General features: G+C 47.3%; 18 protein-coding genes. 12 read left to right on the top strand and 6 right to left on the bottom strand.

Annotation, left to right across the window (positions count from 1 at the left end):
- Positions 1-40: 40 nt before the first annotated feature.
- Entirely contained in the window at positions 41-670 is a 630-nt protein-coding gene (locus P2W70_RS05325) for a DUF47 domain-containing protein (RefSeq protein ID WP_275824880.1), read from the bottom strand.
- Positions 671-815: 145 nt separating this feature from the next.
- On the opposite strand from P2W70_RS05325, the gene P2W70_RS05320 reads away from it, so the two are divergent.
- The 3 genes from P2W70_RS05320 to P2W70_RS05310 all read left to right on the top strand — a co-directional run bounded on the left by P2W70_RS05320 (position 816) and on the right by P2W70_RS05310 (position 6,637).
- Entirely contained in the window at positions 816-2,129 is a 1,314-nt protein-coding gene (locus P2W70_RS05320; RefSeq protein ID WP_276480399.1) for a porin, read from the top strand.
- 207 nt (positions 2,130-2,336) lie between these two features.
- Positions 2,337-5,138, top strand: coding sequence for a TonB-dependent receptor (locus tag P2W70_RS05315; protein ID WP_276480398.1), 2,802 nt, complete (start codon positions 2,337-2,339; stop codon positions 5,136-5,138).
- A gap of 26 nt (positions 5,139-5,164) precedes the next feature.
- Entirely contained in the window at positions 5,165-6,637 is a 1,473-nt protein-coding gene (locus P2W70_RS05310) for a hypothetical protein (protein WP_276480397.1), read from the top strand.
- A gap of 63 nt (positions 6,638-6,700) precedes the next feature.
- On the opposite strand, the gene P2W70_RS05305 is transcribed toward P2W70_RS05310, so the two are convergent.
- Entirely contained in the window at positions 6,701-7,903 is a 1,203-nt protein-coding gene (locus P2W70_RS05305) for a hypothetical protein (protein ID WP_276480396.1), read from the bottom strand.
- An 871-nt stretch (positions 7,904-8,774) separates the two neighbouring features.
- On the opposite strand from P2W70_RS05305, the gene P2W70_RS05300 reads away from it, so the two are divergent.
- Entirely contained in the window at positions 8,775-8,963 is a 189-nt protein-coding gene (locus P2W70_RS05300) for a hypothetical protein (RefSeq protein WP_276480395.1), read from the top strand.
- 80 nt (positions 8,964-9,043) lie between these two features.
- On the opposite strand, the gene P2W70_RS05295 is transcribed toward P2W70_RS05300, so the two are convergent.
- On the bottom strand, positions 9,044-10,078 hold the full coding sequence (locus tag P2W70_RS05295) for a glycosyltransferase family protein (RefSeq protein WP_276480394.1): 1,035 nt from the start codon (positions 10,076-10,078) through the stop codon (positions 9,044-9,046).
- Between the two features lie 15 nt (positions 10,079-10,093).
- Entirely contained in the window at positions 10,094-10,930 is an 837-nt protein-coding gene (locus P2W70_RS05290; protein ID WP_276480393.1) for a UDP-2,3-diacylglucosamine diphosphatase, read from the bottom strand.
- A gap of 197 nt (positions 10,931-11,127) precedes the next feature.
- Between P2W70_RS05290 and P2W70_RS05285 the strand changes: the two genes are divergently transcribed.
- From P2W70_RS05285 to P2W70_RS05250, 8 genes are all read left to right on the top strand, one after another.
- A complete protein-coding gene (locus tag P2W70_RS05285) occupies positions 11,128-11,697 on the top strand; it encodes a helix-turn-helix domain-containing protein (RefSeq protein ID WP_276480392.1) in 570 nt (189 codons plus the stop codon).
- Positions 11,698-11,928: 231 nt separating this feature from the next.
- The gene (locus tag P2W70_RS05280) at positions 11,929-15,075 is read left to right on the top strand and encodes a SusC/RagA family TonB-linked outer membrane protein (protein WP_276480391.1); all 3,147 of its coding nucleotides are present in this window, start codon (positions 11,929-11,931) and stop codon (positions 15,073-15,075) included.
- 23 nt (positions 15,076-15,098) lie between these two features.
- Positions 15,099-16,673 (top strand): SusD/RagB family nutrient-binding outer membrane lipoprotein, encoded by a 1,575-nt coding sequence (locus P2W70_RS05275; protein WP_276480390.1) that lies wholly within the window; start codon positions 15,099-15,101, stop codon positions 16,671-16,673.
- Between the two features lie 224 nt (positions 16,674-16,897).
- Positions 16,898-17,977: a sulfatase-like hydrolase/transferase gene (locus P2W70_RS05270; RefSeq protein ID WP_276480389.1), complete on the top strand. Its 1,080-nt coding sequence runs from the start codon at positions 16,898-16,900 to the stop codon at positions 17,975-17,977.
- A 5-nt stretch (positions 17,978-17,982) separates the two neighbouring features.
- The gene (locus P2W70_RS05265; protein ID WP_276480388.1) at positions 17,983-18,567 is read left to right on the top strand and encodes an HD domain-containing protein; all 585 of its coding nucleotides are present in this window, start codon (positions 17,983-17,985) and stop codon (positions 18,565-18,567) included.
- Positions 18,568-18,623: 56 nt separating this feature from the next.
- The gene (locus tag P2W70_RS05260; protein WP_276480387.1) at positions 18,624-19,907 is read left to right on the top strand and encodes a DUF5690 family protein; all 1,284 of its coding nucleotides are present in this window, start codon (positions 18,624-18,626) and stop codon (positions 19,905-19,907) included.
- Positions 19,907-21,031 carry a TIGR03364 family FAD-dependent oxidoreductase gene (locus P2W70_RS05255; RefSeq protein ID WP_276480386.1) on the top strand — a complete coding sequence of 375 codons (1,125 nt, stop codon included), beginning with the start codon at positions 19,907-19,909 and terminating at the stop codon, positions 21,029-21,031. Before P2W70_RS05260 ends, P2W70_RS05255 begins: the two co-directional genes overlap by 1 nt.
- A 124-nt stretch (positions 21,032-21,155) precedes the next feature.
- Positions 21,156-21,944, top strand: a complete 789-nt coding sequence (locus tag P2W70_RS05250; protein WP_276480385.1) for a mechanosensitive ion channel family protein — start codon at positions 21,156-21,158, stop codon at positions 21,942-21,944.
- On the opposite strand, the gene P2W70_RS05245 is transcribed toward P2W70_RS05250, so the two are convergent.
- The gene (locus tag P2W70_RS05245) at positions 21,941-22,996 is read right to left on the bottom strand and encodes a sensor histidine kinase (protein ID WP_276480384.1); all 1,056 of its coding nucleotides are present in this window, start codon (positions 22,994-22,996) and stop codon (positions 21,941-21,943) included. The genes P2W70_RS05250 and P2W70_RS05245 overlap by 4 nt on opposite strands.
- 54 nt (positions 22,997-23,050) lie before the next feature.
- Positions 23,051-23,737, bottom strand: a complete 687-nt coding sequence (locus P2W70_RS05240; RefSeq protein WP_276480383.1) for a response regulator — start codon at positions 23,735-23,737, stop codon at positions 23,051-23,053.
- Positions 23,738-23,800: the final 63 nt, after the last annotated feature.

Below are 23,800 nucleotides of genomic sequence, written 5' to 3'. Positions count from 1 at the left end.
GACAATAGCTTCGGGGCTAAATCTTTGATTTTCAAATATTCTACGCGTATTTGATGATAATGGATTCGATCACGTTGCCGGCATCTTCGCATTTGTCGGTCACGATCTCCATTACCTGGTAGATCTCTCTCTTCTTGATTACTTCCTTGGCATCGGGTTCGGTTTCGAACAGCCGGTCGATGCTCATATCGAAGATGTCATCAGCCTGGTTTTCAATACTGTTTACCTTTACCAGCGCATCTGTGATCTGCCGCATGTTGCGCATGTTGCGGAGTTCGAAGACGGCATTTTTGATCTGTTCGGACGCTTGTTCGATCAGGTCGGCCATTTTCTGAATGCCCTGGTCGTTGGGGTTTACCTTATAAAAGTTGATCTTTTTGGCAGAAGCGAAGATGTAATCAGCGATATCATCGAGGGCTGTAGCGAGGTAGTGGATGTCTTCCCGATCGAAGGGGGTGATGAAGTTGCGGCCGAGCTCGGTAAAGATCTTATGGGTGTAGTCGTCATTCACATGCTCCATATCCTCGATCTGGGCGATAATGGCAGCCCTTTTATCGTAGTCTGGCTCGGTTACTACATCTTTCATCAATTTGCCCATCTGTGCCACTGTTACAGCAACCTGTTCAAACAGTGAGTAGAAGATCTTGTCTTTCGGCATGAAAATCTTCATTATTGAGTTTAAACCCATATCCCATTATAATTTGGTGGCAAAAATAGAACTAATACCCTACGGTTAAAGTGGAGCTAAATTGGTAATAATTTCTTAACAATAGTAGTTTTTTCCGAAACTACCTTTGCTGCAATGTTATGAAAGTATGAAGATATTGTTAAGTGCCCGCTTTTTGTTGATGTTTCCTATCATTTTACTGACTGCGAAAATAGCTGAAGCTCAGTTCTTAATGGACATGATCGACACCACTTCCGAAGTAGGTAAAGGATTGCTGTATTTGTACAAGAAATTTGACCGGGTTAACATCAGCGGATACATGCAGCCGCAGTTCCAGGCGGCTGACCGGAAAGGTGTCAGCACCTACAATGGTGGTGATTTTGCACCCCAGTCGAATAACCGGTTTATGTTGCGCCGGGGGCGGATACGGATCGACTATACCCGCTTTAACGACAAAAGCCAGCCTGGTGTTCAGTTTGTGTTTCAGTTCGATGGAACTGAACGGGGCGTGGTGATCAGGGATTTCTGGGGGCGTTTTTTCGAGAACAAGTGGCAGTTGATGCAGTTGACGGTGGGTATGTTTCCCCGCCCTTTCGGGTTTGAGGTGAACGTTTCTTCTGTTGATCGTGAGTCGCCTGAAAGAGGTAGGATGTCGCAGATCCTGATGCGCAATGAACGAGACCTGGGCGCGATGGCGAGTTTCGACGCACGGGTGAAGAATCACCCTTTACGTTATTTCAAACTGGACATTGGTTTATTCAACGGGCAGGGACTTACGGGGCCCAATGAATTTGACAGCTACAAAGATCTGATCGGACGATTATCGCTTAAGCCGGTGCCTTTGACCTCCCGGTTGTCTCTTTCTGCCGGGGTGTCGGTGCTCGATGGCGGCCTTATTCAGAATACCAAGTATGAGTACTTCACCCGTACACGGCCGAATGGGACAAAATATTTTGCCGTTGATTCTTCTGAAACCAACCTGCATGCCAAAGCTCCGCGCAAATACCATGGCGCTGATCTGCAATTGAAACTAAAACACAAGTGGGGCCTTACTGAGTTGCGGGGCGAATATTGGTGGGGAACACAAACGGCTACTGCCAACGAAACGGCTACTCCGGGATTGTTATTGGATGTGCCGTATTATATAAGAAAGTTTGACGGGGCCTTTATTTACTTTCTCCAAAATATCGTCAATAGAAAACACCAGGTAGGTGTCAAGTATGATTGGTACGATCCTAACACCGAAGTGAAAGCGACAGAGATTGGCGGTCCGGATAACAACTTAAATGCCGCTGATATTCGCTACGACACCTGGAGCTTTGGCTACAATTATTACCTGAACGATCACCTCAAGTTCATGCTTTGGTACGATATCGTGAACAATGAGCGTACCCGGACGGCAGGTTTTATCAACAACCTGCAGTCAAATGTTTTCACCTGCAGGATGCAATACAGGTTTTAGTATTCTCCTACCAAAAAACGGACAATTCTTCTGATTCAAGGCTTCTTTGACCAATTGGTAACATTAAGGAAACATTGCCTTCATGCTGGGGTAATATTGCGTTAACATTGGGCCTGCAGAAAGGCGCAGTTAATGATTCCTTAACATTGCAGTAATACAGCGATAATATGGTGCTGATACTTTTGCCCCCACATTAAATAAGCTGTTGTGAGCAAAAAGTACACCCTGTTAGTGGTCTTTCTATTTGTAGCTTTAGTTTCTTTTGCGCAAACGGGTAAGATCTCCGGTAAAGTCCTGAACAGTAAAAATGAACCCCTCCAGGGTGTATCTATCAAGATCACCGGTGCCACCGGAGGAACCACTTCAGATGTGGAAGGACGTTTCACACTCACTCTCTCTACTGGCAAAAAATACGAATTGACTTTTACGGCTGTAGGTTACGCCGCCAAGGTAGTGAACGACGTTGAAGTTACCGCCAACCAGGTCAATGACCTGTCCATCATGATGGAGCGTGGCGGTGCTGAATTAGGTGCAGTTACTGTTACCAGTCGTCGTACCTCTGCCCGTATGGAGTCTGTGAATGCGGTGATCGCCTTCCAAAAGAACACGGGTACGGTAGCCTCCGTGGTTTCTGCAGAAACGATCCGCCGTTCACCCGACCGTAATACAGGTGACGTATTGAAAAGAACACCCGGTGCGAGCTTGCAGGATGGTAAATTCCTGGTCGTTCGTGGTTTGGCCGACCGCTACAACCAGGCGATGCTGAACGGTATCCTGCTGACCAGCACAGAGCCCGATCGTAAGACTTTCTCTTTTGACCTGATCCCCGCGCCGATGATCGATAACATCGTTATCAACAAAGCCTTTGTTCCAGAGTATCCTGGTGAGTGGGCGGGTGGTTTGATCCAGGTGAATACCAAGGACATTCCTTCTCAAAACTTCCTGAACGTCCAGATCGGTACCGGATTCAACACGCAAACGATCGGTAAGGATTTTTATAAAGCCAAAGGCGGCAAATGGGATTGGCTGGGTATCGACGATGGTACCAGGGGGTTGCCTCCGGGTTATACGACCAAGTCGAATTTCGACATCCTGACACCAGCAGAGAAAACGGCGATGGGTAAGCAAATGGGCAACAACTGGACCGCTACTTCCCAGAATGCTCCTCTCGATATCTCTTTCCAGGCCAATGGCGGATTTACTACCAAGGTCTTTAACAATAAGACCCTGGGTGGTTCTTTCGGTGTTACCTATAATAAAAGGAATCGATTTGTGGACATGATGAACCAGCGCGTGAGCATCATGGGCTCGGCTGTTTCGAAAAACTATACTTACGATGATGATCGCTATACACAGGAAGTGTTGGCGGGTGCCATCGGTAGCCTTAGCCTGCAGATCGATCCACGTAATAAGGTGTCAGTAAAATCGATTGTAAACGTCAATTCTTCCAATTACTTTACCAGCCGTAGTGGTCAGGATTTCGATCGGACCAACGACGTGATCGGATCTGAGATCAACTTCAAGCAAAACACTTTCTGGACGACACAGTTGGCCGGCGAGCACAGCATCCTGCCATCGCTCCGGTTCAAATGGTATGGCTCCTTCAACATTCTGGATGGTTATATTCCTGATCAACGCCGTATCGTGTATACCCGTAACACGGGAACTACCAATCCATACAGCCTGCTGACGGGTAACTCTCTTTCTCAGGAAAGTGGCAGCCGCATCTTCCAGAACCTGAGCGACTATATTTATACAGCCGGCGGCGATCTGTCGTACAACTTCGATCTGTTTGGCCAACGCCAGACGGTGAAAGGGGGTTACATGCTGCAGATCAAGGATCGTTTGTATGATGCCAAACTGTTTGCCAACTATCTTCCCCGCGATAATGCTTCTCTACGTCTTTTACCTGCAGATAAGATATTCGCTCCGGAGAATTTTGGAGATGGTTCTCCTATCAGCAACCTGTTTGCTTTCGATGCGATCAAGGGTAACTCGTTCCGCTACCTCGCCAATACCATCCTCAATGCAGGGTTTATTCAGTTCGATAATCTGTTGACTGAAAAGCTTCGGGTGGTTTGGGGTGTTCGTGTGGAGAACTACGATCAGTTGATCGGCAGTGTGAAGAAATACGATCCCCGTCATACGCATAGCGAAGTATTGGATTGGTTGCCTGGTCTGAATGCTACCTACAAACTCAATGACAAGACGAATATCCGCCTGTCGGGTTCACAGACCGTGATCAGGCCTGAGTTGCGTGAGTTGTCTTTCCTCAACCTGTACGATTTCGAATTGAACGCTTCTGTACAGGGTAATCCTGATCTGCAACGTACGAAGGCCACCAATGCCGACCTGCGTTACGAATTGTATCCAAGAGCTGGAGAGGCCATTACATTTGGTGTATTCTACAAAAACTTCGACAACGCCATCGAACAGATCTATAACGAAGGGAGTGGCGGTGCGAGCACCTTCAACTTCCAGAACACGGATAAGGCCCATTCTTATGGTGCTGAAGTGGAACTCCGTAAAAAGCTCGATTTTATTTCCGGTCTGAAAAATTTTACCCTTTCGGCCAATGCGGCCTATATCAAAAGCCGGGTTCAGGCCAATATTGCTGGTATCGACATTGACCGTCCTATGCAGGGCCAGTCTCCTTATCTGATCAATCTGGGGTTGAACTACGACCTGCAAAAGCATGGGCTGAACGCTACTTTGTTGTTTAACCAGATCGGCGAGCGTATCTATCTGGTAGGTGATAAGTCGGCGGGTGCAGGTTCTCCGGATATCTTTGAAGCTCCCCGTGCTGTACTTGATTTTCAGGTGGCCAAGAAACTGTTGAAGAATAAGGGCGAAGTACGGTTGAACGTAACTGACATTCTGAATCAGACACAATACTTCTATCAAAATGCCGGTGGTAAAGACAGCTTTCAGAAAGGCAGCGATCCTTTCCGCTTTACGCGCCGCTTTGGCTCTTCCTTCAGTGTGAACTTTAACTACTCAATATTATAATCTCTTTAAAATACAAATAACAGAATATGAAAAAGAAGATTTTTTTCCTCGCCGCATTTTCGGCACTTCTTATCACAGGATGCCGTAAAATCGAGATGGACGGAGAAAAAGAAGTGATCATTGTGCCGGGTGGTGGCAATGGTGGTACTGGTGGCACAACTTATACCCTGAAGGGCCGTATCGATGCCGATACTATACTTCGCAAAGGCAATACTTATATTCTGAGTGATAAAGTATATGTGGTGGGTAATCACACGATGACCATCGAGCCAGGTGTTACGATCAAAGGTGCTTATTCAGGTTCTGAAGTAGCTGTATTGGTAATTAGCCGTGGTTCCAAACTGGTGGCCAACGGTACTGTTGACCAGCCGATCGTATTTACTTCCAATTCTCCCAACCCTGCTTCGGGCGACTGGGGTGGTATTGTGCTCTGTGGTAAAGCCAGCGTTAATACTGCATTCGCAGGTACTGGTGGTGGACAAGGTATCATGGAAGTAGAAGGTGGTATCAACAATGCCAACGGCGATGCACTGGCCGGTGGTGGTACTGCTCCTGATGACAACGATAGCTCTGGCGTATTGCGCTATGTTCGTATCGAATATGCCGGTTATGCGTTCCAACCCGACAAAGAGGTGAATAGCCTTACCATGGCTGCTGTAGGTCGAAAAACGGTGATCGATCACGTTCAGGTTACTTATGCCAAGGACGATGCCTTTGAGTGGTTTGGTGGTACAGTAAACTGTAAATACCTGATCGCTTACAAAACACAAGATGATGATTTCGATTCTGACAATGGCTACAGCGGAACCGTTCAGTTTGGTCTGATCGTTCGTGACTCAGCTATTGCCGATATCTCAAAGTCTGAAGCATGGGAAAGCGATAACAATGCTACCGGTCAGAATATCACCCCCCAAACTAAAGCAGTGTTCTGTAACGTTTCTGCTTTCGGACCTCTGGCTTCCTTAAACAATGTTGGTAACAGCAACTACCTGGGTTCTGCCGCACAGATCAGAAGAAACTCTTCTATCTCTATCTTCAATACCGCTATCGTAGGCTGGCCTTCTGGTATCGAAATCAGTGCAGCATTGGGTACCGCTACCGACAAAAACATCACTGCCGGTACACTTCAGTTGAGCGGTATCGTGATCGCTGGTTGCCGCAAGCCGATCGTGTATGTGCCTAGCACCACCAATGGTGAGATCACTGGCGCTACCGAAGCAACGATGACTGCCTGGTTCAATGAAACAGCCCGCAAAAACCAGGTATTGACCAATGTAGATGATATTCGTTACACACGTCCGTTCGACTACAACAATCCGGATTGGGTACCTTTCGGTAACTCTACATTGGTGCTGGGTACTTCAAGCAAACCTAATACTTACTTCGAAGATCCGATCCTGACGGCTCGTATGCCTTTCATCGAGAAGGTTGACTTCCTGGGTGGTATTGCTCCTTCTGGAGCTTATGCCAACTGGCACAAAGGCTGGACTAAGTTCTAAGATCCCATTCATACTGATTATACAATGGCCGCATCTTTATGGTGCGGCCTTTTCTTTTACAAGTTACCGGGGAGCGTAGTGGTATACGACCTCGTAGGGGACCTTTCGGAGGCCGGCGATGGTTTTGCCGATGGGCAGGTCTTCTTTTTGGGGGGTGGGCTCGCAAACGGAGTATTTGCTGCCATTGTATTCGATAGTTTTGCCACGCGGTTTATCGAACTGAACGGCGATGGTGACGTGTTTGGGATAGGCCAATACGATCATAGGAAGGTTGTAAATCTCTTTGACGAGGTAGAAGAACAGGGCGACCCGGTCTTCACAGTCGCTTTGGTCGTATAACAGGGTTTGCTCCGGAGACAGTCTTTTTTCCCCACCAAAACTGCGACTGTCCACCTCAAAGAGGAAGGCATACCGGGTGAACCGCATGAGGTAGTCGACCCCGTCTTTGGTAGACATGCCTTTGATATTCGTCTTCAGCAGTGGGATCAGCGATCCGTACGTTTCCTTACTCAACGGGATATTTAATTGTGCTTCATATCCCACCGCCGGATAATTGTTGAATAGTGCGATGATCTGTGGATTGAGTTTGACCTTAAAATGGTAGTCATTGTTATAATAGTTGAAGCTTAGGTCTTTTTCCTGGTAATATTGGGTGGGGAATTCCGGTAAGTTGGTGATCTTATATGAAAATGACTTGTTTGCGCCCGGACGGGACACCAGTAGCGGCGTAAACTGGGTCCGGGAGAAATCGATGGTCCCGTAGTCGTGGTAGTTGAGGCAGACGTACTGCTGACCGTCTCTGGTACGCGTGGGGATATTGTATACTTCTTCGTCGCTGCGGACATAGAAGAGGATGCGGTCGCCCGACAGGGTGACCATGGCATCATACCCTGTCTGCAACAGCAGAAACCATTTATAGAGTGTGTAACGCGTATAATCGTCGGCCTTGGGGCTGATTAGCTGAGCGGTTTTCCGGATAAGCTGGTAAAACAGCCAATCGGCAGGCTGATGCTCCTTTTTATAGGTTAGTAATGCATCCACCACAGGTTGATACCGGCCATCGCTGGCTTCTTCATAGAAATCGATAATGTTTTGCCCGGAAGGCGTGCAGGGGACTGACCTTGTATCAGTGGGGTTGAAGGAGAAATGCAATGGGGTGCCGCAGAAGTCGAAATAGGTGGTGGTTACGCCTGACTTTTGCTGCGATAGGAGTGGTTGGGTGCTGGTGACCAGGACCAACCATACTATGATAGTCCTGCTAAACAAAGGCAATCGCTTGTATTCTAATTTACTGAAAAATGAATAATTGTTAGCGGATTATTTGTAATGTGTTGAAATGGATATAGTTGGACTCTGGAAGTGTGGCGGGCGGCTCGTAAATTAACGGTAGGGTAAAGATGTGGTAAAACAAGGGTAACAAGCTGGCTATACCTTGCAGGCATTACTACAACACACCATTTTTACCATATTCTACAATTTTAAGCGTAGATTTTTCTCATGTGAATGTAGCCGTACGATGTCCATCGCGACGGCTTTTTTTATGTATATCAGCTATGGTTCAAGAGAGGTAATGTCTATGAAAAGCGTGTGCTATTCGAGAGCTTGCTCAACAGTTTTTACGGTTGTGTTGGTGGTCAAAAGGACGTGCTGATGCATTTGTGGCGTCTTCATGCGGAGCTCTTATGATGTTCTTAACAGTTCAGGTGTTTAGCCGCAGCATATAAACTGTTCGTGATAATAATGGTGGTTATTTAATGTTGGCGATGGTTAGAGATTCCAGAGATGCAATTTTCCCGCCTATAATATTATCATGATTTAAAAATATTTTCTCATAACACCAAGTCCTTAGGATATGAACTTACCTTTGTGATTCAAGTAGCTTAGTACAACTCTTTATAAGTGAGAGGAATTCTCTCATGTGACTGACGCCGTTCGATTTCTATCGTGACGGCTTTTTTTATTATTGGCCTGGAGGCATCAGTTTTATAGACTACTCGTAAACGTTGATTATTTTCCCCGCATTGAGGAAGGCTTGTGTTTGATCGACATACTTCGTGCGCGTTGCGTATTCATTAAATTTTAATTGGTACAGTGCTTGTTATATATAGACCAATACAAACACTTAAAAAGATTATCTATGAAAACATTACTTATCGCAAGCGCAGCGCTGCTCGTTACCGTTTCTATCAGTGCATTGGATACAGGTCGTGTTATGCCACCCTCCGAGGATGGTTACACTGCTAACTATCAAGATACCACTAAGAAAGACAAGAAGAAAAAAGACACAACCAAGAGGGACACTTCTTACGTTATGTATCGTCGATAAAAAACGGTGTATTATGAAGCAAAAGAAAAGTCGTACAGGCTGTAAGCTGTGTACGACTTTCTTTTTTTGATACAATGCTCTTAGTTGAAGATCAGGTCCGGGTAGGGGATATCTAGTTCATGTTTGATGTTGGCACAGCGGAACATCAGGATGTTGATAATGGCTTCTGTGCTATATTGGTAGGAGATGGTTGGCGTCACAGGATCATTTACCCAATTGTCGAAGACATCCGGAAAGTCGTCATCGATTTTGTCCAGTGTTTTAATACCAATCTTTTTGAGTGCTGCCGCATTGCATTTTTGTTCGTATTGCCCCTGGATGGGAATTGCAATCATCTTCTTCTTTAAGTGGATGGCCTCGGCTGGTGTTTCAAATCCAGCACCGCAGATGATACCATGGCAGCTGATCAAGCTACGGTTGAAATTGGTTTTATCGACTGGCGTGAAGGTAATATTTCCTATTGTCCTGGGGGCTTTTGTCTGCCGGGAGAATACTTCAAAACGATGGTCTTTGAATGGCGCCAGCATTTTCATCAGCTCATTATCGCAATAGGAAGGAAGGTATACCGTGATATGGCCATCATTGGTCGGCTCTGCCTGTAGAATTTCTGTCTTAATGACGGGCGAAAAGATGAAGTCGTCGTAGGACTCGAAATGGAGCCCGATGTATTGCGTCGCTTTCGCATAATTCTGCAGAACCCATTCGCCCACCTTGCTGGGTTTATCGGGGCGGGGTGTTTTGTCTGACAGAAAACTTGCCTGGTGGCCAAAATTGACGGAAGGCACTTTCTTTTTGGCGCAGGCGATGGAAGTGATACAATCAAAATCATTCAACACCAGGTCATACTTTTCTACCGGTAGGTCGCGGGCTTCTTTCATGATCCGCATGGGAGATATGCTGCGGGCCAACTTCCAGTAGTCGAGCGATCCGCTACAGGTATAAAACAGGCTCAGGCCATTGCTCCTATATTTAATGGGGGCATCCAGTGGCAATGTGCTGTTTGCACCACTCAAAAAAAGGTCAACGGTGCCATATTTCTGTATAAAAGGTAGCAGTTCCATGGCCCGGCTAATATGCCCATTGCCAGTAGCCTGCAAGGCGTAGAGTATTTTCATGTGTATGTTTGCTGATTAAATTGCCAGGGAATTGATATAGAAGTTAATCTCATCGGTGACTACACTGATCTTTCTGCTGAGGTCGGTAGCAGGAATGTGCTGGAAGTCTTTTTCATCGTAGGTGAAGATCTTCCACTCATTTTGACTGTACTCCAGTGCGGTGAGGTGCTCGACCCAATCGCCCGAGTTGAGGTAGGTGACTTTGCCGTTTGCATTTTCCACCACTCTTTTCTGGGGTTGATGAATATGACCACAGATCACATAGTCGTATTTCTTCTCGATAGCCAGCTCGGCAGCAATCATCTCGAAGTCGTTGATCTTGGTGACTGCTTTGTTGACCTCCGCCATTACTTTTTTGGAAATGGACAATTTTTCACGGCCAAACAATTTGAGCACGAAGTTGACGAAGCGGTTGAACAGGATCAGCATGCCGTATCCGCTGCTGCCCAGTTTGGCCAGGAATTTAGCGCCCCCTTTGGTGGTATTGTCGAATACATCTCCGTGGAAGATCCAGGTCATCTTGTTGTCGATCTCTAGTACGAGTTTATCGGTAAGGGTAAAGTTGCTGAGCTGGAAGTCGGCATATTTCCGGAGTAGTTCGTCGTGATTTCCTGTGATATAGAACACGCGGGTCCCCTTGGTCATCAGGTTTAGAATTTCCTTGATGACAGCCATGTGTGCGGATGGGAAGTAACGCTTGGAGAATTGCCAACCATCGATAATGTCACCATTCAGGATGAGAATATTCGGTGCGATACTTTTCAGGTATGCTACCAGTTCGCGGGCATGACAACCATAGGTGCCCAGGTGAACATCGGATATGACAACTACATCTACAGGACGCTTTTCCATGGAGTGTGGGTTTTGCAAATTTCCCATGGTAGTATTACCCATAGTTTAACGGGAGGTTAAGTAATTGTTTCCCAATATGCCCGGACTATTGAAAGCTCCTTGTTTTAATTACAGTTTAATTGGAATGATCCGGGCATGTCCGTCGCAGTTGTATTATTTGTCTAATATTGTGCTCCATCCAACGATCTAACATTATCATGCAGGAAGATCTCATATTGCTCATCGGAGAAAAGCTGAAGTCGAAACGTACCCAAAAGAATATTACCCTCGAGGAGCTTGCCAACCGGGCTGGTGTCACCAAGGGGTTGATCTCCCAGGTGGAAAATAACCGAACCGTTCCTTCCTTACCGGTCCTCTTCAATCTTATCCACTCCCTGGGAGATGACCTGAAAAGCTTTTTCGAAGACATGCACGAGCATTTTGTGAACGGCCACGTTTTGATCGTACGCAAGGGCGAGGAGAAGCCTTTTGAGAAAGAACCTGTCAAAGGGTTTTCCTATAAACGTATTCTTACCAAAAGCATCGTGGCCCAGGCGATCGACATTGCTGTGCTGGACCTGAAGAAGGGCGCCGCCCGGAAACAGATGATACAAACGGATGCTTTTGAATGTAAATACATATTGAAAGGCAGTGTAGAATACCAAATCGAACGGGAGAAGTTTACCCTGCATGAAGGTGATACCCTGTTTTTTGATGGCCGGGCCAAGCACCGTTTACGCAATATCGGGTCGGCGGAAGCGTCGATTCTGGTAGCCTATTTATTCTAATCGCCTGGGTGTCATTGTACCCGGCAGCCATACCTACACTTTTATAAATACTTAACTCAAGTTTAGTATTTATAAACAATTAATGCTTTGTTAAAACAGGCATAACCTTTCCTTTACACGCTCCGTCTATTTTCGCATCACAATTATCATCGCTCTCACTCCATCAAAAATTTACTGTTTATGCGTAAATGCTACCTTATTACAAGCGTGGTAACGGCATGTCTATTGCTCATGCTACCACTACTCTCACTTGCTCAAAAGCCGGTTTCCGGTAGGGTATTATCGATCAAAGACCAGCAGGCCATACCGGGTGTATCGGTAATGGTTAAAGGTTCTACTGCAGGTGCTTCTACTTCTTTAGATGGTGCTTTTTCACTCGATGCCAAGGCTGGTGATGTATTGGTCTTTAGTGGCGTTGGTATCATTACCAAAGAGTTGGTGGCTACCGGCAATAATATGGAAGTATTGCTGGAGCAGGATTCCCGTGCCCTGAATGAGGTGGTGGTGACGGCGCTGGGTATTAAGAAGGAAAAGAAGAAGCTGGGATATGCGGTGCAGGAAGTTAAAGGCGAAGACCTGGTGAAAGCGCGTGAACCAAATCCAATTAATTCATTGGTCGGCAAGGTGGCAGGTCTTACGGTGGGTGCTTCTGCCGAAATGCTGGCTGCGCCTCAATTGGTGCTACGCGGCCGGGGTATCAGCCTTTTTGTAGTGGATGGTATACCCATTAATTCCGATACCTGGAATATCAGCCCCGATGATATCGAGTCTTATACCGTTCTGAAAGGTGCAACGGCTTCTGCGCTTTATGGCTCCCGTGGTTTGAATGGCGCTATCATGATCACCACCAAACGTGGTACTCGTGACAGACGTGGTTATTCCGTGGAGTTCAATTCTACCACCATGTTTGAGAAAGGCTATAATGCCATTCCCAAAGTACAGGACGAATACGGCCCTGGTGACCATGGAAAATATGCCTTTAAAGATGGAAAGGGTGGTGGTACCAACGACGGTGACTATGACGTGTGGGGACCCCGATTCGAAGGTCAGCTGATCCCTCAATACGACGGCCCTGCTGATCCGGTAACGGGAGTTCGTCAGGGTACGCCCTGGATTGCCCGTGGCAAAAACAACCTGAAGCGTTTCCTCGAAACCGGGTTACTGTCCACCAACAATGTGGCTGTATCGGCACGTAGCGACCGCTACGACCTCCGCTTCTCTTTGTCGCATACACACCAAAAGGCGATGGTACCCAACATGAAAGTGAATATCACCAACTTCAATATTTCTGCCGGGTATAAGTTTTCCGAAAAGGTGCGTATGGAGGGTTATCTCAATTACAACCGACAGTATTCACCCAACTTTCCCGATGTTAACTACGGCCCCAACAGTTTGATCTACAATGTGGTGATCTGGGCCGGTGCCGACTGGGATGTAGACCAGATGCGCAACTACTGGCAACCAGGCAAAGAAGGTGTTCAAAGTATCTACGCCGAATACCAACGTTATCACAACCCCTGGTTTGTGGTAAAAGAGTGGTTGCGCGGACATTATAAAACCGATATGAACGGGTATGCCAAACTGGTATACGAACCGGTGAAGCATGTGGAACTGATGGCCCGTACGCAGGTTACGACCTATGACCTGTTCCGCAACGAAAAGATGCCGTTCTCTGCGCACCCTTACGGTCGTGAAGAGGGGCGTGGCGATTACCGGGAAGACAAACGAACGCTGTTTGAGAACAATACCGATTTCCTCGCAACCTATACCAATCGTTTCAAAGGAGACATCGACGTTAAAGGATCTGTGGGAGGCAATATCCGGAACTTCAAATACAACTCAAGCTTTGTTACCACCGATTACCTCAACGTGCCAGGTTGGTATAATTTCAATAACAGCCGCAATCCTTTGCGGGCTTCGAGTTATGCCGCCGATATGTTGACGCTGAGCGGTTATGGCTACCTCGACGTTTCCTTGAGCAAATACGCCAATATTTCGTTGACTGGCCGCTTCGATAAGCTGTCTGCCCTGCCTGAAAGCAAAAACGTTTACTTCTATCCCTCTGCAGCTGTAAGCTCCGTATTGAGCGATTACCTGCAGTTGCCCGGGTTTATTTCGATGTTGAAAGTCCGTGGTTCTTACGCCAATGTAAAAGGTGGATTGACGGCAGCTACGATCGGCGCAACGCCGCAAGCTAGTTATCCCCTGGGTTATGGCTCTGAGTATTATTCTACATATGACGGCCCGTCTTATGAGAATTCAGCTGCTTATACGACACCTCCGGTCTATAACAACCAGCCTGGCGCCTACTATACCAGCACGCTGGATAATCCTGAGATCAAGCCATTCTCCAGTACTGTTTATGAAGCAGGTGCAGATATCCGTTTCCTCAACAACAAGTTAGGTATTGATGTCACTTACTTTACCACCAAAGATGGTCCCCGGATCTTCACGGCGCCACTTTCGCAAACCACAGGCTATACCGGTGCTTTGCAAAATGGTATTACGACCCGGAAAACAGGCTGGGAAGTGTCTGTGAATGCTATACCCGTAAGTGTCCGCAATTTTACCTGGAACACGATGGTAAACTGGTCTACTTTTAAAGAAGTATATACCAAGTTTTATGGCGATCTGAAGCAACTGGATATCTATACCAAGATTGGTGACCGCGTTGATAATTTCGTGGGCTCTGCTTTTGTAAAGACGCCCGACGGGAAGATCATCAATGACGCTGGTGGCCGTCCCATCCGGAATCCGGTCAACCAGATACAGGGTTATACCAACCCCGATTGGGTGTGGAGCTTCATTAATAATGTTAGCTATAAGAACTTTAAGCTTGGCTTTCAATTCGACGGACGCGTGGGTGGTAACATGATCAATTATATTCAGCAGCAAACTTACCGTGGTGGCCGTCACATCAATACCGTACAGGGTAAGATGGGCGAAGCAAGGATTCAGGATTATAAAGGCGTGAAATCGTGGGTTGGTGAAGGCGTAGTAGTCAGCAACAATACGGCACTTGAATTCGATAACCTGGGCAATGTTACCAATTATGGTAAGCTCCAATATGCTCCCAATGCCACCCCGACCTATCTGCAAGACTATATCAGCTTCTACTATAATACCAACGAAGCGAACCTGATCGATAAGACCTTTGCCAAGTTGCGTGAGGTAATGCTGACCTACAGTGTGCCTGCCAGGGTATTGGGTAAAGGCTTTCTGAAACAGGCCAGCATTTCATTGGTAGGTCGTAACCTGCTGTATTTCTCGAAGTACAAGGATTTGGATATCGACCAGTACGCTGGTAGCCAAGGAAGCTCGAGCCTGCAGACGCCGACAGCGAAACGCTATGGTGTGAATATCAATATCACGTTTTAATCCTTCAACAGTAAACTACAAGTATGAAACTAAGAAACTTAATAATAATTGGTTCACTGGCTGCTGTTACCACCAGTGGTTGCCAGAAGAAATATGACGAGTATACGGACAATCCGAATAAACCTACGTCCGTTCCACCCAACCTGGTGTTGACGGGCATCCTGTCCGACATGAATGTAGACGATCCCTGGAGCCTGGTTACACGTTGGTGTCAATTCGATTGCTGTAATTATAACTATTATGGCGATCAACGGTATGACTGGACGGGTGCCGGCCTGAATTATTCCACCTTGAACAATGTGGTGAGGATGGAAGCGGAGGCGAAGCGGGTGGGAGAGGCTGAACAGAACGCCTATGCTACACTGGGAAAAGTGTTCCGCGCTTTCTTTTTCTACCGGATGACCAATCTGGTGGGTAATCTTCCCATGAAGGATGCGTTGAAAGGAGCTGCCACACCCACCCCGGCTTACGATAGTCAGAAGGAGATCTTTGTTCAGATCCTGAAATGGCTGGAAGAGGCCAATACAGAGATGGCTGCACTCATCGCCAAATCAGGTGATGGTAAGATCGATGGTGATTTCTATTATGCCAGCAAATCGTCCTGGCAGCGTGCGATCAATGCCTTTCGCCTACGGGTGTTGATTGCTTTGAGCAAAAAAGCCGGTGATGCTGATCTTAAAATAGCGCAGACCTTTGCCGATATTCTGGCGGATTCCGGTAAGAACCCGCTGTTCCGTAACAACGCAGACAACCTGCAGTACATCTATTCCAATTTTAATAAATACCCGAGCAATCCGGATAACCTGGGTTTCGATGCTACCCGATACAATATGTCGGCCACCTATCTGAATACGCTGGTGTCGCTCAAAGACCCTCGCGCCTATGTTACGGCTGAGCCGGCGACCAAACAACTGACTGGTGGAAAGACCCCCGCAGATATTACCGCGTATGTAGGCGCCCCTTCTGGTGAAGATCTTGCCGCCATGTCGTCGAAGATGTCGGATGTTGAAAAAGCAGAATATTCTGTACGAAGCCGTAGTCGCTACTACGCTAATTACGATGCAGAACCTGGTGTACAGATCGGCTATGCGGAAATGTGTTTCAATATTGCGGAGGCGATCAACAGGGGTTGGGCAACTGGCAATGCAGAGGACTGGTACAAAAGCGGTATCAAGGCCTCAATCGGAAGCTACGGTATTCCTGTTGATGCCCCAGGTACTTTCAGTAAGGTATATCCTTTCGGCGCTACCAATGCTGTCACTTATCCGATCAACTTCGATTTCCAGAACAGTTATTACCAGCAAACAGCTATCAAGTATGCGGGTAACAATGCCAATGGCCTGCAGCAGATCCTGCAGCAGAAGTACCTGGCCTTCTTCCAGAATTCGGGCTGGGAAGCTTACTTCAACTGGAGAAGGACCGGCGTGCCTACCTTCAATACGGGTACAGGTACTGGTAATAGTGGCCGTATCCCCAAACGATTCCAGTATCCAACAGCTGAGCGCACTTCCAACGCGGCCAATTGGGAAAAAGCCGTGAAGGATCAGTTTGGTGGAACGACCGACGATATCAACGGAGATATGTGGCTGATTAAGTAATAATTCCTTAATCAAGGAAAAAGCAGCACCTAAGAGTTCTTTATTAGTTTTGAAACGGGTTTTAGCTATTGCATTTTTGGGGGGCTATATCCCGGTGCGAGCGAGACCTCTCCTTACAAGATTAGTATTCTACAAATAATAAGCAATCGTAGCAGTTTCTTAATGTTGACGGCGAAGCTTTTCTAAGTTTCGCCCTTTTTTTCTCCCACTCCAAATTTTTTGTCATGAAGAAATCAATCTCTTTACTACTATTAATGATAGTTGTTGTAACGTCTATCGCTCAGCAACGTAAAACGGAAAACCTGATCATTGTAACCCTGGACGGCATGCGCTGGCAGGAAGTATTCAAAGGTGTTGATCCTGTATTGATGGCAGATAGCACTTATAACCGTGACCGCGACGGAGTAAAGGAGCGCTTTTGGGCAGCTGATGAAGCAGGTCGTCGTCGTAAATTGTTTCCTTTCTTTTGGAGTACCATTTCGGAAAAAGGGCAATTGTATGGCAATAGGCAATATGATAACAAGGTCGACAATGCGAATCCCCATTGGTTCTCTTATCCGGGTTACAATGAGATCTTTACGGGTTTTCCCGATACTGCCGTGAATTCGAACGATAAGATTTGGAACAAGCACGAGAATGTACTCGAGTATATCAACAAACAGCAGGGCTACAAGGGTAAGGTCGCTGCCTTTTCAACCTGGGATGCGTTCCCTTATATTCTGAACGAACCGCGCAGTGGGGTGTATGTGAATGCCGATGTGGACACCATCACCTTTCGGGCGCCTGGCCTGCAATTGCTGAACGATATGCAGTTCCTGACGACCCGGCCGATCGGTGTGCGACCAGATATCATAACTTATATGGCGGCCAGGGAATATCTGAAGGTTTACAAGCCAAAAGTGCTGTATATTGCTTTTGACGAGACCGATGATTTTGCGCATGCTGGGATGTATGATCAATACTTAGGGAGTGCCTTTGCCGCTGATGCCATGATCCGGGATATCTGGAATACCGTACAATCCATGCCTGGTTACAAAGACAAGACGACGCTTGTTGTGACGGTAGACCATGGCCGGGGCGATAAAGTGAAAGATAACTGGAAGCACCATGGCGCTAAAATCGAAGATGCTCACGAGATCTGGTTGGCTATTCTGGGGCCAGATACAAAACCCGAGGGCGAGATGAAAGTGCCGATGCAGCTTTACCAAAAACAGATTGCCGCTACCCTTGCCCGCCTGCTGGGATTGACCTTTACTGCGAACCACCCGGTGGCCGAACCTATTTCTTCAGTATCTTCAAAATAACGATCATGACAACAGACCAGGCCAAGACTATTGCGACAGCTATTATTGCTTTGTATGAGCAACATGGTGGGGATGAATATGCAGGTGAGAAAGTAAGTCAAACGGAACATATGGTGCAGGCTGCTTTGCTGGCCGAGCAGCAAGGGTATGATGAAGAAGTGATTTTAGCTGCTTTTCTGCACGACGTGGGTCATATCTGCGTATCGGCGGAGGGCGACAATGAAATGGATGGTTTTGGTATTAAAGATCACGAAGAAGTGGGCGGCGTTTTCCTGCAGGAAAAAGGATTCTCCAAACGGCTTATCAGGCTGGTGGAAGCGCACGTGGAGGCTAAGCGCTACCTGACCTGGAAGTCGCCGGCGTATTATGAGCAGCTGTCCGATGCCAGCAAAAGAACCCTGGAGTTTCAGGGCGGGCGGATGACAGATGACGAGGCGCATGCTTTTGAACAGTACCCGTTGTTTGATCTAATCATCCGCATGCGATTGTGGGATGAGGAAGCCAAAGTGAAAGGAAAGCCAATTCCTAACCTGGATAAATACCGGGATATGATGGTGAGGCACCTGGAGACGAACGCTGCCGGGGCGTAATTATAAACTGTGCAGGAAATAAACGCGATACATTCAATCCATTAATACATTCTCTTTTGTCAACCATTACTGCCGATGCTGCTACCCTCACCCGAAAGAGGATCCTGACGGCCATTTATGCCGCCACCGTTGCCTTTCTTACCTATGCCTCCGTGTATGCCTATCGAAAGCCTTTTACGGTGGGTACCTATGGTGGTGTCAGTTTCTGGGGTATTGATTACAAGGAATTGCTGGTCATCACCCAGGGCCTTGGTTATATGTTCAGTAAATTTTATGGTATCCGGTTTATTGCCGAATTGAAACGGATAGGCCGGTGGAAGACGAGCGCCATATTAGTTGGGACATCCTGGCTTTGTATGCTCGTATTTGCCCTTGTGCCGGCCCCCTGGGGCATGCTGTGTTTATTTGTGAATGGATTTATGCTGGGGTTTATGTGGGGGATCATATTCAGCTATGTGGAAGGTCGGAAGGCTACTGATTTTATTGGTGCTGCCATGGCGGTCAGTTTCATTTTTGCGGGCGGGTTTACGCGATCTGTGGCGTTGTGGTTGCGCGACAGCTGGCAGGTGCCTGATAATTGGCTGGCTTTTATGACGGGGCTTGTGTTTGCTTTGCCGCTGATCGTTTTCCTTTACCTGATGGAAAAGGTCCCTGCGCCAACTGCAGAAGACGTCGAGGAGAGAACAGCTAGACTACCTATGTCCAAAGAGCAACGTTTAAAATTTCTGCGCACATTTGGCGTAGGTACCGTAGCGATTATCATTACCTACCTGTTCCTGACCATCATGCGGGATGTGCGGGATAATTTTATGTCCAATCTTTGGTCCGAACTAGGTTATGGAGAAAAACCGGCCATGTTCACCCGCACTGAAACCATTACTTCTATCGTGATCTTGGTCATGATCAGCCTGCTGGTGGGCATTCGTAAAAACATCCGTGCCTTCAGGCTTGTACATATCATGGTATTGGTGGGGTTTCTATTGGCCGGTATTTCTTCTGCCTTATTTCTGACAGGATATATGCGTGGAGATATCTGGATGCAACTGGTTGGTCTCGGTTTGTATATGGGCTATATTCCATTCAACTGTATCTTTTTTGAAAGGCTGATCGCAACGTTCCGGATTGCCGGCAACGTGGGCTTTCTGATCTATCTCGTGGATGCCTATGGGTATCTCGGAAGTAGCGTCGTCATACTATCTCGACGAATATTTCAAATTAATTTAACCTGGTCTCAGTTCTACCCTGCCGGTGTAGTAATATTTTCGGTAATAGGAATCGCCGCTACGATCTATTCTTTGTATTATTTCAACCGGAAATTTGAATCGTTAAAACCTGTTTGATGAGCAAGCCGTCTGCCGTTGTCATTGGTGCCGGTATCGTGGGATTGGCCACTGCCCGGGCGCTCGCATTAAAAGGATATGCCGTAAAAGTGTTTGATCGTACCCACAAAGCGGTGGGTGCATCCATAAGGAATTTTGGCATGGTGTGGCCAATCGGTCAGCCTGGTAAACTGTACGACCGGGCGATGCGTAGTCGTGAGATCTGGAAGGAGATTGGCGATGACGGCGCTTTCTGGTATGATCCGGTAGGGAGTTTGCATGTGGCTTATCACCCCGACGAGTGGGATGTATTGCAGGAGCTACACGCGGCATTCAGCGATGAACGTCCGGTGGAATTGTTGTCTGCGCAGGATGTAGCCGACAGATCGGGTGCAGTTGTACAGCAGGGTTTATTGGGCGGTCTTTACAGTGCCAATGAGTTGATCGTAGATCCCCGCGAGGCCATCGGTGCTTTGCCGGGCTATCTGCAGGAAAAATATGGCGTTGAGTTTTTCTGGGGCCGTTGCGTAAGTTATATATCAGAGAATACGGTGTATGTGGGTAATGATGAAGCGTACGATGGCGATGTGATCTTTATTTGCAGTGGGGCCGATTTTGAGACCCTATATCCGGAAGCCTATGCTGCCTATCCATTGACGAAGTGCAAATTGCAAATGATGCGGATAGCTGCGCAGCCTGATGGCTGGCGGATCGGTCCTGCCTTGTGTGGCGGACTGTCGCTGATTCACTACAAGAGTTTTAGTGCGTCGGCCTCCCTGCAGCAATTGAAGAAACGATACGAGGCGGAAATGAGCGAATACCTGGACTGGGGTATCCATGTCATGGTGTCGCAAAACGGCCGCGGCGAGTTGACGATCGGCGACTCGCACGAATACGGACTTACCCACGATCCTTTCGATAAGGACTTTATCAATACGATGATCCTTCAATACCTACGCAGTTTTGCACAGTTTAAGGATAGCAGGATCATTGAATCGTGGAATGGGATTTATCCCAAATTGACGAATGGCGACTCAGACCTGTTCTTTTCTCCGGAGCCGGCAGTATACGTACTGAACGGTCTCAGTGGTGCAGGAATGACCCTGTCGTTTGGGCTCGCGGAAGAGGCGACTTCGTTCCTGTAAGGGGTAAGTTTGTGTGAATACCTCACGTTATTCCACGCAATGGGGGCGTCTTTGGGGGCCTGGCATGCCTTTTTAATTCAGGGAGTTGGCAGCATGCCAGGTATAAAATGCTGCTCACCTGATTATGAATCTAGACAAATTTTATGAAAAGGCGATGGACTGGATCCTGGTCATGGGGCCCAGGATTCTGATAGCTATTCTAGTCCTATTCGCCGGATTGTGGGTTATCCGCATTTTGAAAAAGTGGACACGCAAACGTATTCAGAAACGGGCGATCTCTTCCACGCTGGCTCCTTTTCTGCAAAGTCTCATCATTACCATTCTGTACATATTACTGATACTGCTGCTCATGCAGATACTGGGTATCCAGATGACCCTGTTTGCTGCCATCATCGGCGGTGTTACCGTGGCGCTCGGTCTTGCGTTGTCGGGTACTATGCAAAATTTCGCGAGTGGCATCCTGATCCTCCTCCTGAAACCTTTCCGCATTGGCGATAACATCGTGACACAGGGACAGGAGGGGACCGTTACCGCCATTGAGATATTTTATACCGTGATCACCACGTTCGATAATAAGATCGTGATCGTGCCCAACAGCAAGTTGTCGAACGAGATCATCATCAATACGAGCCGGGAAGGTAAACGAAGAATGGATATCGAATTTAAGGTGAATTATGGCATCGATATCGAGAAGGTGCGCTACATTATCGCGGGGATTGTTAAAGAAGATAAAGATATCCTGAGTGAGCCTGAACCTCGAATAGGTATATCGACCCTTGAACCAGATGGCTATAAAGTCATGGTCAATGCCTGGGTAAAGCCCCATGGGTTTGTGGATGAGCGCATGGGCTTGCAGGAGAAGATCATCGATGGTATTAAAAAAGCCGGGATCAAATTGCCGGGGATGGCCTAGGCATTGTCACGTTTGGCTTCCAGCGAAAAGCCGATGGTAGTACCTACATCGGGGGTGCTGCGGGCGTGAATACTTTGTCCGTGCGCTTCGACGATGTGTTTGCAAATAGCAAGGCCCAGCCCAGTACCGCCTTTATCTCTGCTGCGGGCGGTATCGGTGCGGTAGAAGCGTTCGAAGATGCGGTGCAGGTGCTCCGGTTCGATGCCAATCCCGTCATCACCGATTTCAACAAGTACATGTTTGTCATCTGTCTTGTATACACTGGCAACAATGGTGCCGTTTGGACGTCCGTATTTGGTAGCGTTGCCAATAAGGTTGATCAACACCTGTTTGATCTTTTCTTTATCGGCAAAAACGGTGATGGGCGCTTCACAACCTTTTTTGATGGTGGTCTTGATATGCTTTTCGTGGATCTTGATAGACAGCGAGTCAAAGATCTCCCGGATCACGTCCTGAATGATGAAGTTCTGTTTAAACAACAGCTGTTCACCGCTTTCCAGGCGGGATATCTCGTCCAGGTCATTGACCAGGTTTACCAGGCGGTCAACATTTTTAGAGGTCTTTTCCAGGAACTTTTGGCGGATCGCTTCTTCGTTCATGGCGCCGTCCAACAAGGTGTCGATATAACCCTGAATGGCGAATATGGGAGTTTTGATCTCGTGGGCCAGGTTCTGCAGAAACTCTTTCCGGTAGGCCTCATTTTTTTGTAGTAGTTCTATTTCTTTGTTTCTTCTTTCGCCCCAGGCTTCCACATCGGCCCGTACTTCGTCGATACTCTTCTGGGGAAGGATGTATTTAAAGTATACTTCCTCTTTTTTGGTCGCCTTAGTTTGGTAGATGAGCTTGTAGATCAGCTTGATCTTACGGTAAATGAACTTTTCGAGGGTGAAAATGATCAGTGCATAGCTGCCGGCAAAAACAAGGGCAAGCGAAGCCAGTCCTACGCGCCAGTCGAAGGTAAACAGGAAGATACCGATGGCAATCGGTACGGACAGGATAGCTGCCGTAAATGCGGCTAACTGCTTTGGCGATAGATTTTTAGTGGAGAACATGCCCCTTTGCGCTTACTTGCTTTTTTGGTGAGGTACGAATGTAGGAAGCAGTCGCTATATGTCAAACTTATACCCGACGCCTTTTACGGTCGTAATGCAGTCGATGCCTAGTTTTTGCCTTACTTTCCGGATATGCACGTCGATGGTGCGGTCGCCAACAATAACATCATTGCCCCATACCTGGTTCAGTATTTCATTGCGGAGAAACACGCGGCCAGGCTTGGAGGCCAGGAGATACAGCAGTTCGAACTCCTTTTTGGCCAAAACGACAGACTTTCCGTCTACCTTGGCTTCAAACTTGACAGGATCGATCTCGAGGTTGTCGATGCGGATCACTTTTTCTCCTTCCGGCTCCTTGACGGCTGTCCGGCGAAATAGGGCATTGACCCTGCTAACCAATATTTTAGGACTTACAGGTTTGCTTATATAGTCATCTGCACCGGTTTCCAACCCCTTTACATGGGAACCTTCATCGCTCAAGGCGGTCAGGAAAAGGATCAGGGTATCCTTAAAAGAAGGTTGTGCACGCAGGATCTCGCATACTTCCACGCCATTCTTCTTGGGCATCATAATATCCAACACGATCAGGTCCGGGTTGTTGGAGCGGGCTTTGGTCAGGGCTTCGTCGCCATCCTTCGCCGTTACCACATCATACCCTTCTTTTTGCAGGTTGTATTGTATGATTTCCAGGATATCGGGCTCATCATCAGCTATCAGGATCTTCTTGCCTTTAGAATCCATGTTAACAATAAATTTACGCAAAGTTAATTTTCCAAAGCACGCGACAAGGGGTGCACCAATTAT

The organism is Paraflavitalea pollutisoli (genome assembly GCF_029360705.1).
Classification (GTDB): Bacteria; Bacteroidota; Bacteroidia; order Chitinophagales; family Chitinophagaceae; genus Paraflavitalea; species Paraflavitalea pollutisoli.
Note: the sequence above shows the minus strand (reverse complement) of the source record. Positions and strands in the feature narration are given on the sequence as shown.

Bases quoted from the DNA above. Each gene is read 5' to 3' on its own strand.
- P2W70_RS05250 (WP_276480385.1), top strand. From the start codon at position 21,156: ATGAATCTAGACAAATTTTATGAAAAGGCGATGGACTGGATCCTGGTC.
- P2W70_RS05320 (WP_276480399.1), top strand. From the start codon at position 816: ATGAAGATATTGTTAAGTGCCCGCTTTTTGTTGATGTTTCCTATCATT.
- P2W70_RS05245 (WP_276480384.1), bottom strand. From the start codon at position 22,996: ATGTTCTCCACTAAAAATCTATCGCCAAAGCAGTTAGCCGCATTTACG.
- P2W70_RS05240 (WP_276480383.1), bottom strand. From the start codon at position 23,737: ATGGATTCTAAAGGCAAGAAGATCCTGATAGCTGATGATGAGCCCGAT.
- P2W70_RS05290 (WP_276480393.1), bottom strand. From the start codon at position 10,930: ATGGAAAAGCGTCCTGTAGATGTAGTTGTCATATCCGATGTTCACCTG.
- P2W70_RS05275 (WP_276480390.1), top strand. From the start codon at position 15,099: ATGAAACTAAGAAACTTAATAATAATTGGTTCACTGGCTGCTGTTACC.
- P2W70_RS05270 (WP_276480389.1), top strand. From the start codon at position 16,898: ATGAAGAAATCAATCTCTTTACTACTATTAATGATAGTTGTTGTAACG.
- P2W70_RS05300 (WP_276480395.1), top strand. From the start codon at position 8,775: ATGAAAACATTACTTATCGCAAGCGCAGCGCTGCTCGTTACCGTTTCT.
- P2W70_RS05285 (WP_276480392.1), top strand. From the start codon at position 11,128: ATGCAGGAAGATCTCATATTGCTCATCGGAGAAAAGCTGAAGTCGAAA.
- P2W70_RS05310 (WP_276480397.1), top strand. From the start codon at position 5,165: ATGAAAAAGAAGATTTTTTTCCTCGCCGCATTTTCGGCACTTCTTATC.
- P2W70_RS05295 (WP_276480394.1), bottom strand. From the start codon at position 10,078: ATGAAAATACTCTACGCCTTGCAGGCTACTGGCAATGGGCATATTAGC.
- P2W70_RS05255 (WP_276480386.1), top strand. From the start codon at position 19,907: ATGAGCAAGCCGTCTGCCGTTGTCATTGGTGCCGGTATCGTGGGATTG.
- P2W70_RS05280 (WP_276480391.1), top strand. From the start codon at position 11,929: ATGCTACCACTACTCTCACTTGCTCAAAAGCCGGTTTCCGGTAGGGTA.
- P2W70_RS05265 (WP_276480388.1), top strand. From the start codon at position 17,983: ATGACAACAGACCAGGCCAAGACTATTGCGACAGCTATTATTGCTTTG.
- P2W70_RS05325 (WP_275824880.1), bottom strand. From the start codon at position 670: ATGAAGATTTTCATGCCGAAAGACAAGATCTTCTACTCACTGTTTGAA.